At 50.4% G+C, this 26,342-nt stretch carries 25 protein-coding genes and 1 rRNA gene; 22 read left to right on the top strand and 4 right to left on the bottom strand.

Going from position 1 to position 26,342, the window contains the following annotated elements:
* Positions 1-7 precede the first annotated feature (7 nt).
* Positions 8-124, top strand: a 5S ribosomal RNA gene (rrf, locus tag GI364_RS06570).
* Between the two features lie 822 nt (positions 125-946).
* Here the strand turns inward: rrf and GI364_RS06575 are convergent.
* Positions 947-1,300: a hypothetical protein gene (locus GI364_RS06575; RefSeq protein WP_198852846.1), complete on the bottom strand. Its 354-nt coding sequence runs from the start codon at positions 1,298-1,300 to the stop codon at positions 947-949.
* A gap of 39 nt (positions 1,301-1,339) precedes the next feature.
* Between GI364_RS06575 and GI364_RS06580 the strand changes: the two genes are divergently transcribed.
* A complete protein-coding gene (locus tag GI364_RS06580) occupies positions 1,340-1,825 on the top strand; it encodes a hypothetical protein (RefSeq protein ID WP_198852847.1) in 486 nt (161 codons plus the stop codon).
* Between the two features lie 87 nt (positions 1,826-1,912).
* On the opposite strand, the gene GI364_RS06585 is transcribed toward GI364_RS06580, so the two are convergent.
* Positions 1,913-3,235, bottom strand: coding sequence for a S53 family peptidase (locus tag GI364_RS06585; protein ID WP_198852848.1), 1,323 nt, complete (start codon positions 3,233-3,235; stop codon positions 1,913-1,915).
* A 116-nt stretch (positions 3,236-3,351) separates the two neighbouring features.
* On the bottom strand, positions 3,352-3,810 hold the full coding sequence (locus GI364_RS06590; RefSeq protein ID WP_198852849.1) for a GNAT family N-acetyltransferase: 459 nt from the start codon (positions 3,808-3,810) through the stop codon (positions 3,352-3,354).
* Between the two features lie 233 nt (positions 3,811-4,043).
* On the opposite strand from GI364_RS06590, the gene GI364_RS06595 reads away from it, so the two are divergent.
* Positions 4,044-4,526, top strand: a complete 483-nt coding sequence (locus GI364_RS06595; RefSeq protein ID WP_198852850.1) for a hypothetical protein — start codon at positions 4,044-4,046, stop codon at positions 4,524-4,526.
* Between the two features lie 25 nt (positions 4,527-4,551).
* Here GI364_RS06595 and GI364_RS06600 read toward each other — a convergent pair whose 3' ends face one another.
* Positions 4,552-4,908, bottom strand: a complete 357-nt coding sequence (locus GI364_RS06600; RefSeq protein ID WP_198852851.1) for a hypothetical protein — start codon at positions 4,906-4,908, stop codon at positions 4,552-4,554.
* Positions 4,909-5,309: 401 nt separating this feature from the next.
* Between GI364_RS06600 and GI364_RS06605 the strand changes: the two genes are divergently transcribed.
* The 19 genes from GI364_RS06605 to GI364_RS06695 all read left to right on the top strand — a co-directional run bounded on the left by GI364_RS06605 (position 5,310) and on the right by GI364_RS06695 (position 26,122).
* Positions 5,310-5,762 carry an OsmC family protein gene (locus GI364_RS06605; protein WP_198852852.1) on the top strand — a complete coding sequence of 151 codons (453 nt, stop codon included), beginning with the start codon at positions 5,310-5,312 and terminating at the stop codon, positions 5,760-5,762.
* Between the two features lie 288 nt (positions 5,763-6,050).
* Entirely contained in the window at positions 6,051-6,521 is a 471-nt protein-coding gene (locus tag GI364_RS06610) for a hemerythrin domain-containing protein (protein ID WP_198852853.1), read from the top strand.
* A gap of 54 nt (positions 6,522-6,575) precedes the next feature.
* Complete coding sequence (locus tag GI364_RS06615) at positions 6,576-6,863, top strand: hypothetical protein (protein WP_233096037.1); 288 nt, start codon at positions 6,576-6,578, stop codon at positions 6,861-6,863.
* Positions 6,864-6,944: 81 nt separating this feature from the next.
* Positions 6,945-8,000, top strand: a complete 1,056-nt coding sequence (locus GI364_RS06620; RefSeq protein WP_198852854.1) for a tellurite resistance/C4-dicarboxylate transporter family protein — start codon at positions 6,945-6,947, stop codon at positions 7,998-8,000.
* Positions 8,001-8,082: 82 nt separating this feature from the next.
* Positions 8,083-11,826, top strand: coding sequence for a nitrate reductase subunit alpha (locus tag GI364_RS06625; protein ID WP_198852855.1), 3,744 nt, complete (start codon positions 8,083-8,085; stop codon positions 11,824-11,826).
* Positions 11,816-13,309, top strand: coding sequence for a nitrate reductase subunit beta (gene narH, locus GI364_RS06630; RefSeq protein WP_198852856.1), 1,494 nt, complete (start codon positions 11,816-11,818; stop codon positions 13,307-13,309). The genes GI364_RS06625 and narH overlap by 11 nt, the downstream gene beginning before the upstream one ends.
* A complete protein-coding gene (gene narJ / locus GI364_RS06635; protein WP_233096038.1) occupies positions 13,306-14,085 on the top strand; it encodes a nitrate reductase molybdenum cofactor assembly chaperone in 780 nt (259 codons plus the stop codon). Before narH ends, narJ begins: the two co-directional genes overlap by 4 nt.
* Positions 14,086-14,146: 61 nt before the next feature.
* A complete protein-coding gene (gene narI, locus GI364_RS06640; RefSeq protein WP_198852857.1) occupies positions 14,147-14,833 on the top strand; it encodes a respiratory nitrate reductase subunit gamma in 687 nt (228 codons plus the stop codon).
* Positions 14,834-16,349: 1,516 nt separating this feature from the next.
* Positions 16,350-17,012, top strand: coding sequence for a hypothetical protein (locus tag GI364_RS06645; protein WP_198852858.1), 663 nt, complete (start codon positions 16,350-16,352; stop codon positions 17,010-17,012).
* A gap of 32 nt (positions 17,013-17,044) precedes the next feature.
* The gene (locus GI364_RS06650; RefSeq protein ID WP_198852859.1) at positions 17,045-17,221 is read left to right on the top strand and encodes a hypothetical protein; all 177 of its coding nucleotides are present in this window, start codon (positions 17,045-17,047) and stop codon (positions 17,219-17,221) included.
* 15 nt (positions 17,222-17,236) lie between these two features.
* Positions 17,237-17,446: a 4Fe-4S binding protein gene (locus tag GI364_RS06655; RefSeq protein ID WP_198852860.1), complete on the top strand. Its 210-nt coding sequence runs from the start codon at positions 17,237-17,239 to the stop codon at positions 17,444-17,446.
* 15 nt (positions 17,447-17,461) lie between these two features.
* Positions 17,462-18,535 (top strand): 3-methyl-2-oxobutanoate dehydrogenase subunit VorB, encoded by a 1,074-nt coding sequence (locus tag GI364_RS06660; RefSeq protein ID WP_233096039.1) that lies wholly within the window; start codon positions 17,462-17,464, stop codon positions 18,533-18,535.
* Entirely contained in the window at positions 18,536-19,282 is a 747-nt protein-coding gene (locus GI364_RS06665) for a thiamine pyrophosphate-dependent enzyme (RefSeq protein WP_198852861.1), read from the top strand. It abuts the gene before it with no gap.
* A gap of 1 nt (position 19,283) precedes the next feature.
* On the top strand, positions 19,284-19,829 hold the full coding sequence (locus GI364_RS06670; protein WP_198852862.1) for a 2-oxoacid:ferredoxin oxidoreductase subunit gamma family protein: 546 nt from the start codon (positions 19,284-19,286) through the stop codon (positions 19,827-19,829).
* Between the two features lie 54 nt (positions 19,830-19,883).
* Positions 19,884-21,035 carry a DmpA family aminopeptidase gene (locus GI364_RS06675; RefSeq protein ID WP_198852863.1) on the top strand — a complete coding sequence of 384 codons (1,152 nt, stop codon included), beginning with the start codon at positions 19,884-19,886 and terminating at the stop codon, positions 21,033-21,035.
* Between the two features lie 416 nt (positions 21,036-21,451).
* A complete protein-coding gene (locus GI364_RS06680; protein ID WP_233096040.1) occupies positions 21,452-22,510 on the top strand; it encodes a BMP family lipoprotein in 1,059 nt (352 codons plus the stop codon).
* A gap of 84 nt (positions 22,511-22,594) precedes the next feature.
* Positions 22,595-24,124 carry an ABC transporter ATP-binding protein gene (locus GI364_RS06685; protein WP_198852864.1) on the top strand — a complete coding sequence of 510 codons (1,530 nt, stop codon included), beginning with the start codon at positions 22,595-22,597 and terminating at the stop codon, positions 24,122-24,124.
* Positions 24,121-25,197: an ABC transporter permease gene (locus GI364_RS06690; RefSeq protein WP_198852865.1), complete on the top strand. Its 1,077-nt coding sequence runs from the start codon at positions 24,121-24,123 to the stop codon at positions 25,195-25,197. The genes GI364_RS06685 and GI364_RS06690 overlap by 4 nt, the downstream gene beginning before the upstream one ends.
* Before the next feature lie 4 nt (positions 25,198-25,201).
* The gene (locus GI364_RS06695) at positions 25,202-26,122 is read left to right on the top strand and encodes an ABC transporter permease (RefSeq protein ID WP_198852866.1); all 921 of its coding nucleotides are present in this window, start codon (positions 25,202-25,204) and stop codon (positions 26,120-26,122) included.
* Positions 26,123-26,342 lie beyond the last annotated feature (220 nt).

A 26,342-nucleotide genomic window follows, 5' to 3' on the forward strand; every position in this document is an offset into this window, starting at 1 on the left:
AACCCAGTCTGGTGACGAGAGCGGAGGGGCCACACGCGTACCCATCCCGAACACGACCGTTAAGACCTCCAGCGCCGATGATACTTGGAGCGCGAGCTCCTGGGAAAGTAGGACATTGCCAGGCGAGAGAGCAGGAAGAGAGAGGCGTTGCACCCGATGTGGTGCAGCGTCTTTTTGTATGTGACTGTAGGTACAAGTGGAGGAACCGACAAAGAGAGAAAGAGGAGAAGGAAGATAAACGGGGAAACCCGTTTATTTACCGTCTGAAGTTCCTTGAATGCATGGAAGCAGAGTTGGTGTTTCGTGAGGGGAGCGATAGAGAGAAGACGACGAGAGCGGATGAAGTGTTTTTGTGTGTGACTGTAGGTACAAGTGGAGGAACCGACAAAGAGAGAAAGAGGAGAAGGAAGATAAACGGGGACACCCGTTTATTTACTGTCTGAAGTTCTGAATGCATGGAAGTAGAGTTGATGTTTATGACGGGATTGTGTCTGCTTGAGGGCAAAAGAGGGGGGGCAGTGCCAAAACATGTTCCCTGGCGTCGTTGTGTTCACAAGGCGGACACAAACAGCCCGTTGACATGCCTCAGATGTGGCGGAACTGTGTCCAAAGACCCGATGAGGGGGAGGGGTGCAGAAAATAGAGATCCCACAAGTGCTTATTTGGAACGTGGCTATCGCCGTGTACAAAATAAGCTCCTGAGAAGTGCTTAAAGGCCGGAAAACCAACGAAAATGGGGTCTGAACGGCAAATAAGCTCGTCTGAAGCGCTTATTTCCTCTCTTGGGCCTCCGTTTCGGCGAATAAGCGCTTCTCGGATCTCTATTTGGCCCTGGCGCCGACAGCCGCAGCCCCGAGCCCCCCGGTGCCTGGCCGGGTGCCACTTCCAAACGGATCACGCCCTGATGTATCTAGTCCCTTCTTATGTGTTGCGGCTGTGCGTCTGTCTAATCAAGTAACTTAGATAATAATTGGACAAAGGGTTCTATGTTGAGCCTGAGAACGTAAAATCTAATAGGACAATCGTCTCTGTGACTGTGACTGTGACTGTGACTGTGACTGTGACTGTGACTGTGACTGTGAATTTGAATTTGAATTTGAATTTGAATTTGAATTTGAATTTGACTCTGACTCTGACTCTGACTCTGACTCTGACTCTGACTCTGACTCTGACTCTGACTCTGACTCTGACTCTGACTCACAGTCTGGACCGCTTTGATGACTGTACGGAACGCACCTCTTCGGTCGGCCAAAGCTCTAAGGATGCGCAGCATCTGAATCGTTGGTGAGTCCGACTTCATTATAATCAATCCACTATGCAGTATTGGCAGGAGGGAATCATGGACAGAATTCTCCTCGGTTTGAGTGCTGTAACTCTTATTGGGTATCTGCTACTTGGATTCTACCGTCCGGGGGTTGCACTAAACGGATTAAGTATGACAGCAGATATGTTCGTACAGGCAGTTCCATGGATTGTTGTCTCCATGTTTGCAGCTGGGTTGCTTGCGCAGTTTTTGCACCCGGGCCTAATTGCTAGGTGGCTTGGACGAGAGGCTGGAGTTGGAGGTGTGGTTCTGGGGGCATTGTTGGGGATGCTTGGAACGGGATCGCGTTGGGCTATGTATCCTTTAGCCACTGGCCTCCTTGCTGCTGAGGCGAGTCCCGGATCGGTTTTTGCCTTCGTAACGACATGGCAGCTCGTCTCTCTGACACGGCTGCCTGCTGAAGTGCCGTTCTATGGTGCGAAGTTCACGATTGTCCGTGCGGTAATGTCTGTGTTTATCGCCATCATCGGCGGCATGCTACTGGAGCACATTGAGATTTAAAACGACCGACACCACTTTGCTGAGATGGTATATAAGGATGAAAGCCCATGTGCGAAGACATGGGCTTTTGTGATGCATGACACTAATCTAATCGTCGTACTGGTTGAAGAGAATGCGTAAAATGATGCGCCACAAGCGGTAAATGGACGGCTGCGACGGCTGAGTTGGCTGAGTTGGCTGAGTTGGCTGAGTTGGCTGAGTTGGCTGAGTTGGCTGAGTTGGCTGAGTTGGCTGAGTTGGCTGAGTTGGCTGAGTTGGCTGAGTTGGCTGAGTGGGGGTTCCAGACAACGCGTCGATGAATGCTGACGCGTTGACAGAGCCCCAGCCTGTACATGCGTCCCATCCGGGTGCAGCCTGGTAACCGACAACGCCATTATATGAGTTATTTCCAACCGTGATATCGTTGTACGGGAGTGTCGTGGAATTTTGATAAAGTGTCTTGGTCAGTCCTTTTAATGGACCGAGGCCAACTTGGGTTCGCCTTTGGTTTGCCAGTGCAACGATGGCAGCAAAAACGGGTGCAGAGACGGAGGTGCCGCCGACAACGCCTGGTTGTCCTTGAAATACAAACTGGTAGCCTGTGTCTGGATCGGCGTTGAGTGCAACGTCAGGTATCCCACGGCCGCTCATTTGCCCGCTCGTGCTGCCCTTGAAAATCTTTCTTTGAAACAGGGGCGAGCTGAAGGCAAGACTGAAGCCTCCGCCTGTTGCGCCTTGGTCTTGTGGTGTTTTATAGGTCCATGCAGTTTCAGTACCGTCGGGGTGAAGTGATGTTCCTCCCACCGCGACTGCGTGCGGGGCAGTGGCAGGTGCATCCGCGTGCTTGATGCGGACGCGGTAGGGGTTGTGGAGGCCGTAAGCACCTTGATCGCCTGAGGAAATACACACGGTAACACCCTTGGCGTCGAGTTGTTTAATGAGCATCGCAATTGTCTTCAGTGACTGTTGACCAAAACTTGTCTCGCCATCGCCGTAAGAGATAGAAATTACTGACGGATGGTGGGCGGTGTCCTTGAGAATATACTTTAGTGTCCTTATCATCGCTTGACCAAAACTATAGAAGGTCTGTCCGCCATTGGCTTCGTAAACTACAATTTTCGATCCCGGCGCCACAGCTCCCGCCCACTGCAAATCAATGCTCGCTTCTGCATCTTGAGGCAGTGTACCTCCATCATTTTGCGTTCCATCGACAGACACAAATGTGACTGCGGGCGGTGTAATTCCGTTTGCCTGCCAGAATTGGTGAGCGTCTGTGAGACTGTAACCGCTCGAAAATTCAAGAATGCCTATTGTCTGGCCGCTGCCGTCAAGATGGGCGGGGATTTGGTATGCTTTACGAATATCGGAAGGAGCATAGCCCTTTCCGCCGTTAACACGATTGCTTGTGGAAAACAGATAATGTTTCTTCAAAATGAACTCACCTCTTTCGCCTTTCTTGCAATCTATGAATGCGAAAGAGGTGTTGTCCGATATAGTAGTCTAGTTAACTTGTAAATGGGTCTGTTGCTGTGCTGCTTCAGATTGCCTCATGACCTGGCTGAATCTAATGTCTTGTACATCGTAATATGTTCAATACCTGCTTCAAAAAATAGACTTCCTTTCGGGCTGTATCCCAGGTCTTCGTAGAAACGTCGAGCATGGGTCTGCGCATTGAGCTTGAGTTTCGTGAACCCCGAACGAACTGCTTCGTCTTCAAGAAACCTCATCAATGCCTTGCCAATTCCGTTTTTTCTCTTCGAGGCTACGACGGCCACACGTTCTACCTTTGCTGTATTGTGGTCATCAGTAGGTCGAATCCGTGCAGTTCCAACGACATTGCCCCCTTCATCCTGAACAACAAAGTGAATGGTTTCCGCCGCTTCATCTAACTCATCAAGCTCAAGTTCATCTGGTACCTTCTGTTCTTTCACAAAGACTTCTGTTCGGACTCTATATGCAGCTTCCTGTAATGGTCTGTTTTCAACTCGTGCTATAGAAAACCTCACAAAACCCCTCCTCATCGCAACACATGGTCATGCGTTTATTCAAAGCTGTTCCGGTATTTCAGCATATACGATACAAGTCTTTCTCTATGATGTACATACTTAAAGTGTACAAACATACCGAAAGTGAGAGAGAACGAAACTGAACGAGAATCATGAGTCAAAATCGATGCTTTGGGAACATTGTTCAGAGAGACCTGTGCCAGAATACATGTGAGTTGGGAAGGAGATATGGAATGAGTACCACTGAAGTATTCGGGATTAAAGAAAATGGAGACGTCGTAAAGGTTGGAGAAACAGAAGATGCCATGAGAGGTGCGATGTTCATTTGGGCTCAGCTGTCTGGCGACTACGATGCGGGTAGTGTCATGGATTTTAGTCCTCTGTGGGAACTCTGTGACACTGCGCGAATGAAGGACAAGGACAGTTTAGTCCTGAAGACAACGTTCGACAACGTTGTATTTATGCAAGAAGATATCCCGCAGATGCTGGATGCATTCATGGACTTTGACAAACGCCATCCTGGAAGCAGTTTGCCGGAACAGGCTGAAATCGTACGGAAGCAGATTCTCAGCGATGACAATATGATTGGTGTTTGCTGGAATCAGATTTCGAGCATACCAAATGCGTGGAAAGTGACCAGTCCGAAGGACCATCAATTGGAGCCGTATAACATTAACGAGCAGTCCGAGCACTGGGTAGGGAAGACAGTCAATTGATAACAGTTTCAAGTTTCAATGAGCATTAGAGCCCATTGTCATTTTTGCGAGGCAGCCCGATATTCATAGACCGCTTGTATTCATTTTTTAATGTTTCGTGTGCACTCTGAGCGCATTCTTTAAGAAATTTTGTTATTGATTCAAACTCAGCAGTTTCTAGGTTCTTGTTTAACGTCAAATCTTTGAACTCCGTGAATGTTTCTCCAAATCTAATGCGGATTGTGATTTCATTAGGACTGTCCGTTGCACCGGTAATTTGTTCGAGAACCTCTGCCTTGACGTCGTATGACTGAAGGCCAATTTTCTGAAATTCTTCAATGAGTTGTCTGTGTACCTGAGGATAGCGCAGTTGTAACAGCGTAGTTCGCACATCATGTTCCATGATTGGGTTCATCCCTCCAAACGGTGTTGCCAAACGGTGTTTGCCAAGTGTTCTTCTTCCTGGCGGATGTGAAACTCCACAACAGCTAACAATGCATGAAAGCGCAGCATGGTGTTGTCATTGACTGCTCGAGTTTTCACCATTGTCCTACAAGAGTAGAGGCTCTTCAAGGGCGCGAAGGAAATCTCTTGTGTCAAGAATACTTCGTAAAATTCCCGTCATTTCTCTCGCATCACGGTCAGAAGCGTCATCAATCAAGCGATGAGATTCTGTATGATTGTGCTCTCTGTCACAGAACCTTGTCTCTCAGTGCTGTATCGTGCAATACAGAACACAGCTTGTTAGCTCAAATTGGGGCTGAAAATTGCAAGGATACTACTATTTAAAAAGAGGTGGTTCTGGTGGCCGAACTCAATTTTTCAATCACGGCAGAGTGGTCGGGAACCGGGAGAGACGGAGAAGGAGTTATTGATACGGGAGGGCAAACGATACATTATGCCGCTCCCGATAACATGGGTGGTAAAGGAACCGGTACCAGTCCCGAAGAGTTGTTGCTCAGTGCTGTTGCTTCCTGTTACAGTTCAACTTTGTTTGCATTATTAAAAAAAACAGGTATGCCGGTGGAAAAAATCACAATTCAAACTGAGGGCATCGTAACAGACTACCCTCTGAAGACCAAGTTTTCAACTCTGCGTGTTCATCCAACCGTTCATGGCGGTGTTGAAGCTCTCAGCCAACGCTATCAGGAAGCAGCCTTAACCGCACGTGATAAGTGTTTCATTGGTAAGTCCATTCATGGCAACATCTCATATGAAGTCGGACATGTTTTGGTAAAACCTGCGGTGCAGTCCTAGTTCCCTGGACTGCACTTTCTTTGCGTGTGATGCTTGCAAGCAAAATAAATCCAGCATATCAACATGTTCGCAGTGATCTTCATCACAATGGTCTCCAAAATAGTCCGTTGAGACCGGCGTATATGGTCTGAATGCATCTAGCAAATAGTCTTTGCACTATACAGATTTAGTAACCTTTAGTCTTCGGTAACTTCCCCTGCAACTTGTATGCTTAATACAGAAGTCAGAGAGTTCTTCTACACATCAGCGATGTTTCACTCAGATTTATGACTCAGCAGACGTTCATCGATGGCGATGATTGAAGGCAAAGGGGAGATAGAAGTGTCAGGCCCAGCGTTGAAGAAGCAGGATTCTCACTACGCAATTCATGAGTCTGCTTACGGAGAAGCAGAGGAGCTGACTGACCTGCTTGGACAGTTGCTCGAAGACAACCAACTCAACAAGGCTCATATGCTTGTTCCGGTCATTGTTGAACATTGGCAGACGAGAACACTCCAGCACGCAAGTGAAGAGGAAGAAGGTCTGTATCAAGAAATGCTCTCGGAAGACCCTTCACTTGTGGAGAAAATTGCTGGATTGAAACGCGATCACGACTTGATGAGAGAACTGGTCAATCAAGTAAACCTCCAATTCATGAACCTGGAGCAAGCAGGTACAAATCCGAAACTTGAGGACCTAAGGCAGATTTTGCAGCGATGTAAAACGCTCTTGTGGTTGAACCGGACGCACAGTCGTTCAGAAGAGACACTACTTGCGTAGATAAGATTGTTGTCGAGAAGTCAGAGAAAAAGGGATTTGAAAGGATGAATAGCTGTGAATAACAATACAGCCGAAGAAACCGAGTTTTTGCAGCGACTGCGCGCGGAAGCATTGGATACCGACAAAGAAGACCTCCTCGCAATTTTTGAACTTCGCTTTGGCGGAATGCCTGAAAGTGTTAAAAAATCCATTCACGCCATTGATGACGGTACGAAATTGGAACGATTGGTTCTTGTAGCTGCTAATGTACCAGTCTTATCAAAATTCATGGAGGAATTAGGGCAGGGCACGGAAGCATTTCGGATTGTCGGAGAAGACTACAATCCGTTGTCTCAGCCCTAATCCGAATATGCAGTACTGTGAAGCACTGTGAAGTACGACTCGAAGTATGAAACGAACTACCGAGTATTGGGGGAAGGTCTGGTGAGACTTCCAGAGTCATTGAATAACATCACCAAAAAGTTGTTTCCTGGGTACTTTGCATCGGTCATGGCAACCGGCATTGTATCCATCGCATCGTTTCTTACGGGGCATAAGGCGCTGTCAGACTTCCTCTTTATTGCGGCGAATGTGTTCTATGTGATTCTCATCTTAGGCTATCTGTTGCGGCTGGCCTTATTTCGGAAAGAAACCTGGACCGACATGACCAATGCTGCAAAGGTGTTTGGATATTTCACGTTCGTGGCAGGGTCAGATGTGCTGGCAACACGGTATTCCCTTGCTGGAGACTACCAGGCGGCGTTGTGGTTAGGGGTAGTCGCGCTCATCGCGTGGACACTGATGAACTACTTTATCTTGACCTTCATGGTCTTTTACAATGAGCAACCGATTACAAAGGCACTCAATGGTACCTGGTTGTTGGCAACAGTTAGTGCTCAGTCGCTGTCTATTGTGTCGCTCATTGGCATCCACACGTTGCCGACTCACCGATCGCTATTGATTCTACTATCCGTGTCGTTTTGGGCGTTTGGCGTGGTTATCTACCTCATTTTCATTGCGCTCATCATCTACCGCTATTTCTTCCATGTTACGAAACCAAGCGATATGACGCCGCCTTACTGGATTAACATGGGAGCTATGGCCATCACTACACTGGCAGGAGCACACCTGGTCTTGGCAGCACCGACAGCGCCAATCCTGACTATGCTGCAGCCGTTTATGGAAGGTTTCACAATTCTGCTCTGGGTATGGGGGACTTGGTGGATCCCGTTTCTGTTCATCGTTGGCTTTTGGAAGTATGTACTGGACCGCGAACCGGTTCGCTATGACCCAGCCTTATGGAGCATGGTCTTCCCGTTGGGCATGTATACGACGGCCTGCGACACAATGAGCAAGATTCCCGGGTTGGGTCTGATTCATTCGTTTGTCACTGTCGGACTTTGGATTGCGATAGCATCTTGGTTCATGGTGGCAGTGTTATTCCTGGTTAAGAACAAGTCATCCGAGCGACAGCAATCTCCGCAAAAAGCGATGAGATAAAAGCAATGCAAGGTACTGTGAACCGCAAAATTGTAAGTCAGGCTCCAAAATTATAAGAGAGACGGAAAGGAGAGTTCTGCACGTGGTACAGCAGAAACGTACACTGGCGAAAGCATTCAGCCATTTACAGCGCGGGCAGCGCATTAATCAGAACTGGACAGAGCAAAGTCCGCGTCCGCGGGACTGGGAAGATACCTACAGAGGTCGCTGGCAGCACGATAAAGTAGTTCGCTCCACACACGGTGTGAACTGCACAGGCTCCTGTAGTTGGAAGATTCATGTGAAAGACGGAATTGTGGCTTTTGAGACACAGCAGACAGATTATCCTTCAAACGGTGCTGACGTGCCTGATTATGAACCGAGAGGATGTCCGAGAGGAGCAAGCTTCTCCTGGTATGAATACAGTCCCCTTCGTGTGAAATACCCGTACGTCCGCGGCGAATTGCTGCAGATGTGGCGTGAGGAAAAGAAGGCGGCCGGCAACAATCCGGTCGAGGCCTGGAAACGACTCATGGCAAACCCGCAGAAGGTGAAGCGGTACAAAGAGGCCCGAGGGAAGGGCGGCTTGGTCCGCAGTAGTTGGCAGGAAGTCAATGAACTGATGTCTGCATCCATGATTCACACCATCAAAGAATACGGGCCGGACAGAGTCACCGGATTCAGCCCAATTCCGGCAATGTCGCAAGTGAGTTATGCGGCAGGATCGCGTTTTCTATCCATGATTGGCGGCACCATCGTCAGCTTCTACGACTGGTACGCAGACTTGCCGCCGGCATCCCCGCAGATTTGGGGAGAGCAGACAGACGTTCCAGAAAGTGCAGATTGGTACAACTCCAAGTACTTCATTATTTGGGGTACAAACCTGCCGATGACAAGAACGCCTGACGCTCACTTCATGGTAGAGTCTCGCTACAACGGAACCAAAGTTGTCGGTGTCAGCCCTGACTATGCAGAATACGTCAAGTTTGCGGATCAGTGGTTGCCGGCCAAAGCAGGCACAGATGCCGCATTGGCTTTGGCTATGACGCATGTGATTCTGCAGGAGTTCTATGTAGACCACCCGACAGACTACTTTCTCAACTACGCCAAAGACTATACAGACTTGCCGTTTCTCGTAACGCTGAAAAAAGCACAGCCTGAGGGCACAGAGACTGATGCAGAAGCCAACGAGATTGACGAGAACACCTGGGTGTCTGACCGGTTCCTTCATGCAGCGGACTTAACCCCTGACGAGAAAATGGGCGATTGGAAAACCCTGATTTGGAATGAATCCGAGGATGCACCCGCTGTTCCAAACGGCAGCATGGGCTTTCGCTGGGATGAGTCGAAGAAATGGAACCTTCGGATGGAAGATGAGAACGGAACCCCGTTGCAGCCGCAGTTGTCTTTTGTGGACAGCTCTGACGATGTACTGCAAGTGGGCTTCCCGGTGTTTGAAGAAAACAGCACGGGTGTTGTGAAGAGAGGCGTGCCGGTTCGAAAGATCCAAACTGCATCTGGTGAAAGCGTCTTTGTAACAACAGTCCTTGATTTAATGATGGCGCACCACGGTGTTCGCCGGGGACTAGTTGGAGAGTATCCGGAAAGCTATGACAGTCTCGTTCCATACACACCTGCATGGCAGGAACAAATCACGGGTGTGAAGCGGGAGTTAGCCATTCAAGTCGCACGGGAGTTTGCAGATAACGCAGACAAGACACAGGGTAAATCCATGATTGCCTTAGGCGCTGGCACCAACCACTGGTACCACAGCGACTTGATTTACCGGGCCATTATCAACTTGGTGCTGTTGACAGGCTGCCAGGGCGTAAACGGCGGCGGCTGGGCGCACTATGTTGGTCAGGAAAAGGTTCGTCCCTTGGAAGGCTGGTCTACAGTCGCCTTTGGGCTGGATTGGATGCGGCCGCCGAGACAAATGAACGGAACCTCTTTCTTCTACTTTTCTACAGACCAGTTCCGGTATGAGGAAAAGGACGTTGCCACCAAGTCGTCTCCGTTGGCAGGAAAGTTTGCCGATACACACCCGGCGGATACGAATGCGTTAGCGGCACGGCTGGGCTGGCTGCCGTCATATCCACAGATGACCCAGAACTCTTTGGACGTCATCAAAGCGGCCCGCGAAGCCGGTGCAAACACACCGCAAGAAGTGGCCAAGTGGGTTGGGCAGCAGCTAAAGGACGACAAACTGAACTTCGCAGTGGAAGACCCGGACAACGAAAAGAACTTCCCGCGAGTGATGTTCGTGTGGCGGTCGAACCTATTGGGATCGTCCAGTAAAGGCCATGAGTATTTCTTAGAAAACCTGCTGGGTGCATCTGGCCATACATTGGCACGAGAGAACAAGGACTGGAGACCGGAAAACATCAAGGTCAGCGACGACGTACCCCGCGGCAAGCTAGACCTATTGATAGACATTGACTTTCGTATGACAGGAACCGGGTTGTATTCGGACATTGTCCTGCCTGCAGCCACCTGGTATGAAAAACATGACTTAAGCAGTACGGATATGCATCCGTTTATCCATCCGTTTAACCCGGCCATTTCCGCACCGTGGGAGACCAAATCGGATTGGAACGCATTTAAGAGCATTGCAAAATCCTTCAGCGAACTCTCAGAGAAGTATTTGCCTGAGCAAGAAGACGTAGTGATGGTGCCTCTGGCTCATGACAGCCCGGATGAACTTGCCCAATCAAGCGGAAAAGTCTTGGATTGGCGTAAGGGTGAAGTGGAAGCCATCCCCGGTAAAACCATGCCGAAGTTCGTGGTTGTGAAGAGAGACTATCCACACATTTACGAACAGATGATTTCCATGGGACCTCTGGCGGAGAAGAACATGAGCGTCAAAGGCATGACGGTCTCCACAGAAGAAGCCTACAAGGAATTTGGCCAGCGGGTCGGCAGATATCCGGATTCAGCTTCTGAAACCCTGCGCGGAAAGCCGCGGTTAGACGAAGACCGGCACCTGGTGGAAGCCATCTTAACTATGGCCGGTGCCACCAACGGCAAACGGGCCTATGACGAGTGGAAGGCGCTGGAGAAAACAACAGGCCTGGAACTGGCAGAACCCATCACGGGCGAGCGGAAAGCAGAAGCCATGACCATGGCAGATATCACAGCCCAACCGCGCTTGTCACTGGCAACTCCGGTTTGGAGCGGTTTGGAAGGAGAAGGACGCAGATACTCTCCCTTCACTTCCAATGTAGAATACAAGATTCCGTGGCGTACGTTGACGGGACGGCAGCACTTCTATGTCGATCACGAAATGATGCTCGACTATGGCGAAGGCCTGCCCCTGTACCGACCGCCCATTGACGAAGTACCCTTCGTGGAAGGCGACCAGCAGGTGGAAGGGAACGGGCAGCAGACACTGGTGGTCCGCTACCTGACACCGCACCAGAAGTGGGGGATTCACTCCACTTATACAGACAATCACCGGATGCTCACATTGTTCCGGGGCGGTCAGGTGATTTGGATGAACGAAGAAGATGCATCGGATATCGGTGTGAAAGACAACGACTGGGTTGAGGTCTACAACCGTAACGGCGCCATCTCAGCCAGAGCCGTGTTGACGTACAGAATTCCGCGGGGTGTATCCATGATGTATCACTCGCAGGACCGGACCATTGGTGTCCCTGGCAGCAAAGTCACTGGTGACAGAGGCGGAACGCACAACAGTGTAACCCGTATTATTCCGAAACCGACACACATGATTGGCGGCTATGCACAGCTCAGCTACGGATTTAACTACTACGGACCGACAGGGCATCAGCGTGATGTCGTTGCTGTGATTCGGCCCTTGAAGGAGGTTGATTGGCTTGAAGATTAAAGCGCAAATTGCAATGGTGATGAATCTGGACAAATGCATCGGTTGTCACACCTGCAGTGTGACCTGTAAAAATACCTGGACCAATCGACCTGGCACAGAATACATGTGGTTTAACAATGTAGAGACAAGACCTGGTGTGGGCTATCCCAAGCGCTGGGAAGACCAGGAGAAGTTCAAGGGCGGATGGACACTGAAAGACGGCAAACTCCGGCTGCGTGCCGGGGGTGCCGTGAAAAAGCTGGCCAACATTTTCTATAATCCAGACCAGCCCACCATTGACGACTACTACGAACCGTGGACCTATGACTACGAAAACCTGATTCAAAGTCCCAAGAGGAAGCATCAGCCTGTGGCACGACCGCGATCGGCCCTGACAGGAGAGTGGATGGACAGTCCCAAATGGGGGCCCAACTGGGATGACGACCTGGCCGGCGGCTCGGAAATCGCACCCCAGGACCCGAACTTCCAACACATGCAGGAACACGTGGCATTCACCTACGAGCAGACCTTCATGATGTACCTGCCGCGGATTTGCGAGCACTGCCTGAATCCATCCTGTGTGGCGGCTTGCCCGTCGGGCGCCATTTACAAGCGGGATGAGGACGGTGTCGTCTTGGTCGATCAAGACGCTTGCCGCGGCTGGCGCTTCTGCGTCAGTGCCTGCCCGTACAAGAAGGTTTACTTCAACTGGAACACGCACAAGGCAGAAAAGTGTAACTTCTGCTATCCCAGGATTGAATCAGGGCTGCCCACAGTGTGCTCCGAAACCTGTGTCGGCCGGATTCGCTACTTGGGTGTCATTCTGTACGATGCAGACAAGGTCCGCGAGATGGCCTCTGTCAAAGATGAAAAGGACCTGTATGAAGCTCAGTTGTCTATGTTTTTAGATCCGAACGATCCCGAAGTCATCGAAGAAGCCCGCAAAGCCGGCATCTCCGAAGCATGGATGGAAGGCGCCCGCAATTCGCCGGTCTACAAAATGGCTGTTGAGTGGAAAGTGGCATTGCCCTTGCACCCAGAATACCGGACACTGCCCATGGTCTGGTACGTACCGCCCCTGAGCCCAATGATGAACAACATCCAGAACGAAGATGCTTTGTCACCAAAGGGCTACGTCGAAGCTGTCAGTCAGATGAGAATTCCGATGCAGTACCTGGCTTCCATTTTGACAGCGGGTGACGATGAAGTGATTCGCAAAGTCATGCTTCGCCTGACCGCTATGCGTGCCCACATGCGCGGCAAGAGTGTTGGCCAGTCCGAGGACACAAGCCTGCTGGATGAATCCGGATTGACGACAGAACAACTGGAAGCCATGGCACGGATGTTCGGCGTTGCCAAGTATAATGAGCGCTTTGTCATACCAAGCGGCAATCGCGATAAGGACCCGGATTTGGCGTACGAGCAAGGCGCCTGCAGCCTGGAAGGGATTGCACCGCCGGAAGGCGTCTTGGCACCGGTGTCTCACGGGGGCGATGAACGATGAGCATGGAACACATAGACAGCGAACTAGGAACGGGCCGACGAGCTGCCGGGAGTCAGTTGCTGGAGGCAGCACAATCCGAAGCAACCGCATATGTCGGAACAGTTGCGGGGTCTGGCGGGTCTGGCGGGTCGCGAGAGCTACCGGGATCATCCGCATCCGTGAAGGAAATGCCCGCCGATACGGACGCAGCCGCCGTTTGGACCCAGCCGGAATGGAAGATACTTTCGCTTTTGCTGAGCTATCCCGGGGATGAAATTTACTCTCAGTTAATAGAAGAAACGGCTGAATGGGCTCATGAAATTGGCGATGATGAGATGGTTCAGCTTGTCGCTGAGTTTCGAGACAGTGACGTTGAGGGTTTGGTAGCGGAATATGTACAGTACTTTGATTTCCAGTCCAACACCTGTCTGTACATGACGGCACATGAGCTTGGTGACAGCAGGAAGCGTGGAGTTGCACTGGTAGCCCTGCGGCGAATGCTTGCGGCTGCAGGGTGGGAACAGGATGAATTAGAACTGCCGGATTATTTGCCGCTGCTATTTGAGTTTTTGGCAGCCAAGTCATCGGATTTCGACGCGGGAGACGTGGAAATTCGCTTAGGCAGAGTGTGTAAAGTCATTGCCGGGAAACTGCCTGCTGAGAGCGTCTACCAGAAGCTGTTTACTGCGGCTGTCAAACGCCTGCCGGAAGTACCGATACCCGAAAATGGCATCGTTTTCACAGGCAATGAAGCGACGGATTTAGACGAACTGCCGTATCCCGTTTTTTACGAATAAGCGAGACCCAGTGAAAGGTTAAAGGTTAAAGGTTAAAGGTTAAAGTGAGGGGTGTAACACGATGAGTCAGTTCTTGTGGGTGATATTCCCATACCTAGCCCTGGCCCTGATGATTGTCGGTTCTCTCTACCGATTTGTATATGGGCAGCGCGGATGGGGATCGAAATCCAGTGAAATTCTTGAGAAGAAGTGGCTGAGACGAGGCAGCCTCATGTTCCACTGGGGCATGTTGTTTGTCTTCGGCGGTCATGTCATGGGCCTGCTGATTCCCATATCTGTTTATCACGCCCTTGGTGTGAGTACCGAATTCTATCATTTCAACGCCGATCTCTTTGGCGGCCTCGCCGGCCTCATCACCTTTGCCGGTGTTGTCATTCTCTTGTGGCGGAGGACCTTTGATTCCCGCGTCCGTGCCAACTCTAGTACGTCGGACTTTGTCGCACTCATTCTGTTGCTGATTGTCATTGGCATCGGAACCTTTGAAACGGTGGGCTACAACAATATCTTTGGAGCCTACGAGTACCGGACAACAATTGGTCCGTGGATTCGTGAATTGGTGGTGCTGCACCCAAATGCGGCTTTGATGAAGTCGGTTCCGGTGGTCCTGAAAGCCCACATTTTGGCCGCTTTCTCGTTGTTCGCAATTTGGCCGTTCACTCGGCTGGTTCACGTGTTCAGCCTGCCCATTCGGTATCCACTGCGAGCTCCTGTACAGTATCGATCGCGCAACCGGTATCGTCACTATTAATCTAGCCTAGCCCTGTTAGTATTATGGGTCGGACAGAGTCATGCGGCGAACACTCTATTGCGGTAGGGAGAGGAGAGGAGAGGAGAGGAGAGGAGAGGAGAGGAACAAACCAGGTGGTGGATTGTAGCGGTTTGGCCGGTGCGTCACGGTATGACAGGTGGATAAAGGTTGAAGAGGGATTATTTATAGGAATAAATGAGGATAAATCCGGTGAAACCGGATTTTTTCCTGTTCGACGCCTATTAATTCGCGCTTACCGAACAAAATGGCAGTAACTTGAGATTATGTTAATACAGTCCGCGCTGCTAGGGGTGGGCGGACCGCGAGGGGGTTAGTGAGGCGGTTGGCAAGGCGGTTGGCAAGGCGGTTGGCAAGGCGGTTGGCAAGGCGGTTAGTGCCTGGAAAGATCCCTAATGTCGACCGCGGGCTGCGATTGTGATCTCAACGATCCCTAATGTCGGTACCGTCAAGATATTAGTGTCACGAATGATCACTAATGTGAGGAGGGTCAGGGCGGGGCGTCGCGGATAGGGAGCAACGGGATCCCTATTCTCGGCGGCAACCTAGGTTAGTGATCGAATCGATCCTTATTGCTGAGCCAGTATCGTAATAGGGAGCAGCGGGATCACTAACGAACCGGGCTAGGAACAAACTAGCTTACATGGGTAGGCTGCGTGAGTGCTCTTTCTTTCATTTTTTCCTAATATACCTATTATTTTAATTTAAGAACATTCTAAGTGTATAAATGGAATTTATCCGCTTATCTTTCTGTTCGATCCCAGTGCTTGCTCTGGCTACCACGCAGACTTGGCTCCCGGGGTTGCCTGTGAGGCGGTTGGTAAGGCGGTTGGCAAGGCGCTTAGTGCCTGGAAAGATCCCTAATGTCGGCTCCGGGCTGCGATTGTGATCTCAACGATCCCTAATGTCGGTACCGTCAAGATATTAGTGTCACGAATGATCACTAATGTGAGGAGGGTTAGGGCGGGGCGTCGCGGATAGGGAGCAACGGGATCCCTATTCTCGGCGGCAACCTAGGATAGTGATCGAATCGATCCTTATTGCTGAGCCAGTATCGTAATAGGGAGCAGCGGGATCACTAACGAAGGAATTGGGGATAAATGCACTGCGATTGGACCTCTGCACGACAGTGTCAAACGTGTGTTAAGGCGCCAACTCTGTATCTCTCACAACTGGTCCGTCTATGCCTACATTCACCGTAATGTTGCAGGCGCCATTTGGGTCACTGACGGAAATGGTTCCGCTCTGCGGACTCTGACTCTGACTCTGACAAAGCGGCTTGACGTGGAGTTCCTCTTAGACCTTTTAGAAGGTCATTCGCTTTTAGAATTCGCTCACATTTCCCATGACGATTTGGCGCAAACGGACTATTTCTTTTCTCTCTGACAGAGATATGCTTGTGAGTGGGGATTCCGAAACAGGTGACTTTTGAGGCCATTTTGTATGGGTCGAATTACAGTTTGACCTTGGTAATGACCTGACAAAGGAGAGCGGCGTCATGGCTAGAGTACGGATCTTTACAGGTCATTTCGGCAGCGGAAAGACAGAGTTTGCACTGAACTATGCATTCAAATTGGCGAAGACGGAAGAAAAAGTATGCTTGGTCGACATGGATATTGTGAATCCCTATTTCTGTTCTCGAGACGTGCGAGAAGAACTGGAACAGAGCGGCATTCGACTGATTTCTTCGAATCCCAATCTTGCCAATGCCGAACTGACAGTCATTTCTCCGGAGGTGATGGCAGTCTTCAACGATGACAGCTATGAAGTGGTCATAGACGTGGGTGGAGACGACTTAGGGGCGGTTGCGCTGGGGCAATTTAACGCATATTTCCGCAAAGAGCCTTATGACATGTATTTCGTTGTCAATACGAACCGGCCGTTCACCGCTCATCGCAGTCAGATAGTGGATTATATACAGACCGTGGAACGGGCCTCGCGGCTGAAAGTGACACATTTGATTGCCAACACGAATCTCTCTTTCGAGACAACGATGTCCGATGTTCTAAGGGGAGATGAGCTCGTATCTGAGATGGCAGACGAACTGAATTTGCCCCATAGTTTCACAGGTTGTCCGGCCGATTTGCGAAAAGAGGCGGAGGGGAGAGTCCGTGCGCCACTGTTCGAACTGAAGCTCTATATGAAAACTCCGTGGATGTAAGCGCATACAACGGCTGCCGTGGAGAAATGCGTGTGACGCGAGACAGCGTGCGTCATCAGGGCTGGAAGTCACGCAGAGCAAAAGTCGCGCTGGGCTGCACACGATGCAGGCTGTGGAAGTCCGCTGGGCTGCACGCGATGCAGGCTGTGGAAGTCAAGCAGGGCCCTGCGCCAAGCACAGCAAACGTAATCAGAGAGAAGGATCCCTGAAGGGAGGCGATAGGTATGGCGAGAGTTACCTTTACCGAGGACACTTGTAAGGGTTGTGGACTTTGTATCGATGTCTGTCCTAAAAACATTATTCAGTTTTCTGACAGGCTGAATGTGAAGGGGTATCATTCCGCTACGGTTCCGGAAGAAGACATGGATCAGTGCATTGGCTGTACTTTCTGCGCTGTCATGTGTCCGGACGTAACCATCGCAGTGAGTCTTTAGAGGGAGGGATCAATCATGGGTGACAAAGTCTTAATGAAGGGCACGGAAGCCATTGGTGAGGCGGCGATTCGTGCAGACTGTCAGTGTTTCTTCGGATATCCAATTACTCCGCAGACCGAGGTTGCAGCTTACATGGCGAAGAAGATGCCGGAACTTGGCCGCGTCTTCGTACAAGCCGAGAGTGAGGTTGCGGCAATCAATATGGTTTACGGTGCTGCAGGAACAGGCGTACGCTGCATGACTTCATCAAGCAGTCCCGGAATCAGCTTGAAAGCGGAAGGGATTTCGTACATTGCAGGTGCTGAATTGCCGTGTCTTATCGTTAATATTGTGCGGGGCGGACCGGGTCTAGGCAGTATTCAGCCGGCCCAGTCGGATTATTTCCAGGCGACAAAAGGCGGGGGACACGGTGACTACAACATGCCTGTATTTGCGCCTTCATCGATTCAGGAAATGGTCGATCTCATTCAAGAAGCCTTCGATGTAGCTGACGCCTACCGCACCCCTTGTATGCTGATGGGTGACGGGATGTTGGGCCAGATGATGGAGCCTGTTGAGTTTCATGAAACCGCCAGGAGAGAACTGCCGAAAAAGGATTGGGCAGCCGACGGACTGCGGGGGAGAGCACACCATAATGTCATTAATTCACTCTATCTGAATCCGGAAGAATTAGAGCAACACAACTTGCACTTGCAAGAAAAATACCAGCAGATTAAGAAAAACGAGGCTCGCTATGAAATCTACAACTGCGAAGGAGAAGTGGATATCATCCTGGCGGCCTATGGAACCACTTCTCGTGTTTGTAAAAACGTCATTAAGATGGCGGCAGAAGAAGGGATTCGAGTTGGCCTCGTACGTCCAATCACCTTGTGGCCGTTTCCAAATGAAGCCTTCGAAAAGACAGTGGAACATACGAAGTATGGATATTTGGCGGTGGAGATGAGTGCAGGGCAGATGATAGAGGATGTCAGGCTTGTAGTTAATGGTAGAAAACCGGTAGGCTTTCACGGACGCATGGGCGGTATGGTTCCGAATCCCGAAGACATACTGGCAAAGGTTCGCGAGCTTGCGCTCGAGGGGGTGAAGTAATTGGCGTTGACATTTGAAAAGCCAAAAGGATTGACGGATGTTCCAACGCACTATTGTCCAGGCTGTACTCACGGCATTATTCACAGGCTCATCGCAGAGGTTGTGGACGAACTGGGTGTTCTGGACAAGACAGTTGGTGTGGCACCAGTTGGGTGCTCCGTTCTTGCCTACGACTACTTCTCCTGTGACATGTACGAAGCTGCTCACGGCAGAGCGCCTGCTGTTGCAACGGGAATCAAGCGTGCGAAGCCGGATGCCACGGTCTTTACCTATCAGGGAGACGGCGATTTGGCAGCCATCGGTACAGCGGAGATTGTTCACGCTGCGACACGGGGTGAAAAAATCACTACTGTCTTTGTCAATAACGCCATCTATGGAATGACCGGCGGCCAAATGGCGCCAACATCACTGCCGGGTCAAGTGACGGAAACATCGCCCTATGGCCGGAATACTGGCCTTGCTGGGTATCCAATCAGAGTTTCGGAAATGATTTCAACATTGGACGGAGCCAGTTACGTTGAACGTGTGTCCGTTGACAGTGTTAAAAATGTCATGAGAGCTAAGAAGGCAATCAAGAAAGCCTTTGAATACCAAATTGCAGGTAAAGGTTTCAGCATGGTTGAGGTACTCTCAACGTGTCCCACGAACTGGGGGTTGTCTCCCACAGAAGCGTTGACGTGGCTGCGAGACAACATGATGCCTTACTATCCTCTCGGTGTGAAAAAAGATATCGGGGAGGAGGATTAAGATGGTGTCACAAGAAATCATATTTGCGGGGTTCGGCGGACAAGGAATTCTCTCAATGGGGAAATTTCTGGCATACGCTGGCATGGAAGCGGGTTTGAACGTCTCATGGCTGCCTTCCTACGGCCCGGAGATGCGGGGCGGAACCGCCAATTGTGGCGTTATTATCACAGACGAAGCTATCGGATCGCCAATTGTGACCCGTCCCACCGCCTTAGTTGTTATGAACCGGCCTTCACTCGACAAATTTGAGTCTGTACTCCAACCGGGAGGTCTGTTAATTCTTGACTCCAACCTCGTTACACGCTCATCCGAAAGAACCGATATAGACATCATTTCTATTCCGGCGCAAACGTCTGCCGAGGAACTGGGAAACAAACGTGCTGCAAACATGGTGCTTTTGGGCGCTTTGGCAGCCAAGACGGGGATTATTGCAGAGGACCTGTTGTTGCAGTCGATACAGCGCCACGGAAAGAAGGACTTTTTTGAAGTGAACCAAAAGGCTTTGGCAAAAGGGGCGGAGTACGTGCCAGCGCACAGCGCCTCATGATGCTGAAAAATCCAGACTAAGAATGCCTAGTGATGACATGGAGGGTGTTGTTGAGTGAGGAAGAGATTCCGAGACTACGGCTACCAAGTTGGAACACTGGATCCGGGACCTGAAAACTCGATTACAGATGTAGCTGGGGTCTCCGTGGGTCATGCGACCCTCAGGCCCGAAGCTGGGCACCAGCGTGATGTCTGCACAGGTGTTACAGCCATCTTCCCCCACTCTGGGAATCTATACAGAGATAAGCCCGCGGCCGCGGTACATGTGATTAACGGTTTTGGGAAGACGACTGGATTAGTCCAAGTCGAGGAGTTGGGCGAGCTTGAGTCCCCCATCATGCTGACCAATACGTTCAGTGTCCCTGCTGTAACAGAGGGGACACTGAGGTATATGTTGATGCAGCACCCGGAAATTGGAGATACCAGCGGTTCGTTAAACGTGGTAGTTGGGGAGTGTAACGACAGTTATTTAAATGACATGCGGGGTCTGCACGTGCGGCCTTACCATGCGCTTGAGGCTTTGCAGCGTGCTCACAAGGGCGGTGCCGTTATCGAAGGCAGCGTGGGGGCAGGCACGGGAATGCGCTGCTTTGGATGGAAAGGAGGAATTGGGACCGCGTCAAGAAAAGTGGAAACAAGTGAAGGCAGTTTTGTTTTAGGCGCACTTGTTCTGACGAATTTTGGAGAGGCACAGGACTTGATGATACTGGGGGTACCTGTTGGACAGTACCTGCAACCACCAGTTGACCCTGCTGGAATCGGTGTCCACGATGCTTCTGGAAACGCCAGTGAGAGTCCAGCAAACACCAGCGAAAGTGGTGACGCAGGAATGGGTGATGGCTCGGTGATGGTCGTGATTGGGACGGATGCTCCGCTTGATTCACGCCAGCTCAAGCGTTTGGCGAAGAGGGTTGCGTTTGGTCTTGCGCGAACGGGATCGATTGCGCATCATGGCAGCGGCGACATCGCCATCGCCTTCTCAGTGCCTCGTTCGGGCAGTGGAGCCGCCTATCAAAATTGCTTTACTTCAGACGCGGCCTTTATGTCCCAGTACTTTCGTGCCGTTGTGGAATCTACAGAGGAAGCGGTTCTGAACTCGCTTGTGGTCAATCAGGATATAGCAGGAAGAAAGGGGCGCCTACTCACGGCCCTGCCGATGCAGCGGGTTGCCAAACTATTAGACTCTCATTATCCTCAATTTCGCTAAAATATGACTTGCGCAAATGTATTTGTCTCAGTCATAATCTATGCAAAGACATCTGATGTCCGGCGTCTCGGACAGGATGACAAGATCCCGCACACTTCAACAAGAAACTTGGGTTATTTTCCAAACATTAATATTCCCAAGCAGTACATATTAAACGGGGGAACTTTGTCTTTTTAAACGGACTGTAGTCCGCCCAAGCCGCACCTAAACGATGCAATGACTCAAGATTGTCCGCCGCTTTTCTCAGTTGCCCGCAACATCCGGGGATTTTAATGCTTTTCCAACTGCTGTTTTGGCCAACTCAGGCGGGTGTGGTTGTGTGTAATTTAGGTCTAGCAGATTGGTCCGGGCGGTGATAGACTGTAAAACGGTCTATACAGTGTTTTGAAGTTTTGAGTTTGTTAAGGGGGAAAATAATGATGAAAAGTAAGAAGTGGAACGTTGGTCTGGGTATTACCAGTGTTGCTGCTCTGACCATGATGCTGGCTGGGTGCGGTGCGAAGACGGGCGGAGGAAATCAGTCCAATGGAACTTCGGGCAGCGGCGCACACAGCAATTTTAAAGTCGGTTTGGTAACGGATACAGGCGGTCTGAACGATCACGGTTTTAACCACTTGTCCGACGTTGGTCTGGTCAAAGCAGAGAAGCAGCTTGGCGTGACAGGCAACGTGGTGTCATCAAAATCGGCCTCTGACTATGTCTCAAATTTAACGACCTTTGCCCAGAAACATTATAACCTGGTGATTGCAGTCGGTTATTTGATGGATTCTGCTGTGAAACAGGTCTCGAAAGAGTACCCCAAAACCAAGTTCCTCATCATTGACGATTCCATTACGGGGATTCCTAATGTAACTGGCGCACTGTTTAAAACGGAACAGTGCGGATATTTGGCAGGCGTCATGGCTGGAATGATGGAGAAGCAGGGTAAAGCGCCTCGCCTAAACAGCAAAAACATTCTTGGTGTTGTAGGGGGTCAAAAGATTCCACCTGTAACATCTTATATTGCAGGATTCCAGCAGGGTGTGAAAAAAGTGGACTCTGGCGCAACAATTCTCGTTAAGTATGCAAACTCTTTCAGCGACCAAGCTAAGGGGAGTGAAATTGCTCAATCTGAGATCAGCAATGGCGCAGACATTGTCTTTCAGGTCGCTGGAGCAACGGGTATCGGTGTGATTAAGGCTGCGCAAAAGGCAAAGGTCTATGCGATTGGTGTAGATGCTAACCAGAACTATTTAGCGCCAAAGACGGTCATCACAAGTGCGACAAAAGGTGTAGACACTGCAACTTACGATGTCATCAAGCAGGCCCTTGACGGTAAATTCAAGTCTGGAGACCAATACTTTGACCTCAGCAACAACGGTGTGGGCCTCGCACCTGCCAACAGTGCCGTACCGAAGAGCATTGTGTCTCAGGTGCAAAAGTACCGCAGCGAAATCAAGAGTGGAAAAATCACAGTGTCGGCAAAACTTCAATAATACTTACTGGGAATGCTGCAGTTTGGACTTTGACTGCAGCCGTTCCCCTTTTTTGATTTAGGGTGAGTAGTAAGGAGGAGACGGATGAACGGATTCCTCGAGGTTCGAGACGTGACAAAGACATTTCCTGGTGTTGTTGCGAATGACAAAGTCAATCTGACACTCCAATCAGGTGAGGTTCACGCAATCCTTGGAGAAAACGGAGCGGGAAAGTCAACATTAATGAAGCTTATTTACGGCTTGTACCAACCGGATTCCGGGGATATCCGCTTGGAAGGAAAATCTCTTGATTTTCAAAGCCCTCGAGATGCAATCAGAGCTGGGATTGGCATGGTGCACCAGCATTTTATGTTGATCCCCGCGTTGACCGTGGCAGAAAACATTGTTCTAGGAGCCGAGCCAGGGCGGATTCGCTATCGCCGCAAGCAAGCCAACCAACAAGTTCGGGCACTGTCCGAGCAATACAAATTAACCGTAGACCCTACTGCCAAAGTGGGACATTTAAGCGTTGGCCTGCAGCAGCGGGTGGAAATTCTTAAGGCGCTGTTCCGTGAGGCAAAACTGCTGATTCTGGACGAGCCTACCGCACTTTTGACCCCTCAGGAAACCAGGGAATTGTTTGAAGTGGTGCGTCATTTACGGGATGAAGGGATTCCCATCTTGTTTATCAGTCATAAATTGGACGAGGTTAAGGAAATCTCAAACCGCGTCACTGTCATGCGCGCAGGTCAAACTGTAGAAACAGTGGAAACTGCAGATGCTACACCGCAAGAACTGGCAAACTTGATGGTGGGCCGCGAGGTCGTTCTTCAGATTAACAAGAAGCCTGCGACTCCGGGTGCACCCGTCATTTCCGTCAAAGACCTGTGGGTGCAGGATATGGACAAGCATGACCGGGTACGGGGAGTTTCTTTTGATGTCAAAGCCGGTGAGGTTTTCGGTTTGGCCGGAATTGACGGCAATGGCCAATTTGAACTGGTCGATGCAATTGCCGGCTTGGCACGTGTTACTGGCGGTGAAATCCGATTTGACGGGAAAGACATCCGCCACCACAGTCCAGCGGCAAGAACGGTTGCCGGAATAGCATACGTTCCTCAGGACAGGCAACGAGATGGTTTGATCCTCGACTTCAGTCTTGTGGAAAACTCCATTCTGAGGGACTTTCGCAGCAGGGAATTTTCGCGGTTTGGATTTACCAAGGCCAGGTCCGCTTTGACTTTCACGAAGCGGATGCTGAAAGAGTTTGATGTCAGGCCTCCAATTCCTGAGCGTCACGCTGACGATTTGTCTGGCGGCAATCAGCAGAAGGTGATTTTGGCCCGTGAAGTCTCTCGTGACCCAAAACTCATGATTGCAGCACAGCCCACTCGCGGGTTGGACGTGGGTGCTATTGAAGGCATTCATAAACAGTTGATTCGCTTGCGGGACGAAGGCCGTGGAGTTTTGCTGGTCTCGCTGGAGCTGGACGAAATTCTGAGTCTGTCCGACCGCATCGGGGTTATTCATAACGGTGAACTCGTCGCAATTGTTTCTGGCGCAGAGGCGACTCGTGAGAAAATAGGCCTCCTAATGACCGGCGTCAAGGACGCAGAAGCAAAGGAGGTTGAGTCATGAGGAGAACATGGTTTCAAATCTTAACGCCAGTTCTGGCCTCCATCATTGCCATCGTCATTGGTGCCATTGTTGTGGCAGCCATTGGGTACAATCCTCTTAGCGTTTACGGCGCGCTGCTTGCGGGTGCTTTTGGTGGATGGTACAGCATTGGCAATACCCTTGCCGGCTCGATTCCATTGATTCTGGCTGGTCTCGGCGTAGCGCTGGCCTTCAAGGCAGGGCTCTTTAATATTGGCGCCGACGGCCAGTATTGGGTAGGTGCTATGACGGCTGTGTGGCTGGGCTACCATTTTAACAGTCTGCCGGGCTGGCTGCATCTTACAGTGGTCCTTGTCGGTGCCATGATTGCGGGGGGTCTCTGGGGCGGCATTATTCCGGGGTTGACCAAGGCCTACGTGGGGGCTCATGAAGTCATTACCACCATGATGATGAGCTACATTGGCATTTCACTGGCCCGTTACATGATTGAGGATGGGCCGATGAGAGTGAAAGGATACATTCCGCAATCTGCAAAGGTGGACAAGTCAATTTGGCTGACAGTTTTAATTTCACATACACAGTTTACAACAGGTATCTTTATTGCTCTCGTCGCAGTCATTGTCACATGGATACTGCTATATAAAAGCAATGTTGGATTTCAATTGAGAACCGTCGGGATGAATCAAAGAGCAGCCAAATATGCGGGTATTAATGTTCCTCTATATACTGTATTAGCCCTTGGTCTCAGTGGTGTTCTCGCGGGCCTGGCAGGCGGGGTGCAGATGTTGGCGTCTACAGACCATCGGCTGGTAGACAGCTTTTCAAGCGGGTACGGGTACACCGCAATCGTTGTGGCTTTGCTGGCGAGAAACAATCCCTTTGGTGTCATTGTGGCCGCGATATTCTTTTCTGCGCTTAACTACGGCGGAAATAACATGCAAATGGTATCCGGTGTCCCTGCAAGTTTAACGGATGTTCTCACTGGACTCATTGTCTTCTTTGTTGCTGCGGAGCGCCTAATTCCTATGATCGGAACTTGGTACCGCAAGCGGCGCAGCGGGAAACACACTTTGAACGTCTCGGAGAAAGGGTGATTTCATGGACGTATTGCTGCAACCCCAGTTGTGGGCATCAACTTTGGCAATGACTGTTCCGTTGGCTTTACCGGCAATCGGAGGCACCTTTTCAGAGAGAACAGGTGTGGTCAACATCGCAATGGAAGGAATCATGTTGATTGGAGCGTTTTTTGCCGTAGCTTTTTCTTATTGGACGCAAAACCCGTGGTTGGGGTTGTTAATGGCTATGATTATGGGAGCCGTCATTGCATCTGTTTTTGCTTGGGCGGCAATCAGATTGTCGGCTGACCAAGTGGTTCTTGGTATGGCAGTGAACATATTTGCAGCCGGCCTAACTGCATTTTTGCTCAACACCATCTTTGGGTTTAATGGAACACCGACGAAAACCCCAAGTCTTCCGAGTATCACCATACCCGGCTTGTCCAAAATACCGTTCGTGGGCACACTGTTCTCCAATCAAAGCGTGTTGGTCTATATCATGATTGTCATTGTCTTTGCAGCCCATTGGTTTTTATTTCATACCAACATGGGCCTTCGTATGCGGTCTGTTGGGGAACATCCTTTGGCAGCCGACACAGCAGGTTTGAATGTGTGGCGTTTGCGTTACACAGGAGTCATTTTAAGCGGAATTTTATCCGCCATGGGCGGGGCGTATCTGTCCATCGGCATGCTCAACTCATTTGATGTGAATATGACAAACGGTCGAGGATACATTGCACTTGCTGCCATGATTTTTGGCAAATGGACGCCTTTTGGCGCTTTTGGTGCAAGCGCCCTATTTGGTTTCGCAACAGCTCTTCAGATTGCGTTGCAGAGCAGCGGCGTTTCTTCAAATTTGTTACAGATGCTGCCGTACGCTTTAACGATTCTGGCCTTAGCCGGTTTAGTGGGGCGCAGCACGCCTCCTGCAGCCGACGGCATACCGTATGAGCCGCGGCGATAAACGATAACCCAGAGACAGACAAATGATTTAGATTACCCTTATTCGTAGTATCAAAGGGCTCTCCCAACTGCACTTCCGTATGTGGGACAGCCCTTATTTCATGTGCTCCCATAGGACGCCAGCTACTTTAGAACGCTAGTTGCTGTGTCCCTCGTCTCGCATGTTCGGTTCGACTAAGAGTCAAATGTTTGGGGAATGTTATCGGGATGGAGTTACTGCG

Source organism: Alicyclobacillus sp. SO9, assembly GCF_016406125.1.
Classification (GTDB): Bacteria; Bacillota; Bacilli; order Alicyclobacillales; family Alicyclobacillaceae; genus SO9.

Coding starts and splice junctions, on each gene's coding strand:
- narI (WP_198852857.1), top strand. CDS start 14,147: ATGAGTCAGTTCTTGTGGGTGATATTCCCATACCTAGCCCTGGCCCTG.
- narJ (WP_233096038.1), top strand. CDS start 13,306: ATGAGCATGGAACACATAGACAGCGAACTAGGAACGGGCCGACGAGCT.
- GI364_RS06645 (WP_198852858.1), top strand. CDS start 16,350: ATGGCTAGAGTACGGATCTTTACAGGTCATTTCGGCAGCGGAAAGACA.
- GI364_RS06670 (WP_198852862.1), top strand. CDS start 19,284: ATGGTGTCACAAGAAATCATATTTGCGGGGTTCGGCGGACAAGGAATT.
- GI364_RS06685 (WP_198852864.1), top strand. CDS start 22,595: ATGAACGGATTCCTCGAGGTTCGAGACGTGACAAAGACATTTCCTGGT.
- GI364_RS06680 (WP_233096040.1), top strand. CDS start 21,452: ATGATGAAAAGTAAGAAGTGGAACGTTGGTCTGGGTATTACCAGTGTT.
- GI364_RS06600 (WP_198852851.1), bottom strand. CDS start 4,908: ATGGAACATGATGTGCGAACTACGCTGTTACAACTGCGCTATCCTCAG.
- GI364_RS06595 (WP_198852850.1), top strand. CDS start 4,044: ATGAGTACCACTGAAGTATTCGGGATTAAAGAAAATGGAGACGTCGTA.
- GI364_RS06580 (WP_198852847.1), top strand. CDS start 1,340: ATGGACAGAATTCTCCTCGGTTTGAGTGCTGTAACTCTTATTGGGTAT.
- GI364_RS06690 (WP_198852865.1), top strand. CDS start 24,121: ATGAGGAGAACATGGTTTCAAATCTTAACGCCAGTTCTGGCCTCCATC.
- GI364_RS06610 (WP_198852853.1), top strand. CDS start 6,051: ATGGCGATGATTGAAGGCAAAGGGGAGATAGAAGTGTCAGGCCCAGCG.
- GI364_RS06655 (WP_198852860.1), top strand. CDS start 17,237: ATGGCGAGAGTTACCTTTACCGAGGACACTTGTAAGGGTTGTGGACTT.
- GI364_RS06575 (WP_198852846.1), bottom strand. CDS start 1,300: ATGAAGTCGGACTCACCAACGATTCAGATGCTGCGCATCCTTAGAGCT.
- GI364_RS06660 (WP_233096039.1), top strand. CDS start 17,462: ATGGGTGACAAAGTCTTAATGAAGGGCACGGAAGCCATTGGTGAGGCG.
- GI364_RS06695 (WP_198852866.1), top strand. CDS start 25,202: ATGGACGTATTGCTGCAACCCCAGTTGTGGGCATCAACTTTGGCAATG.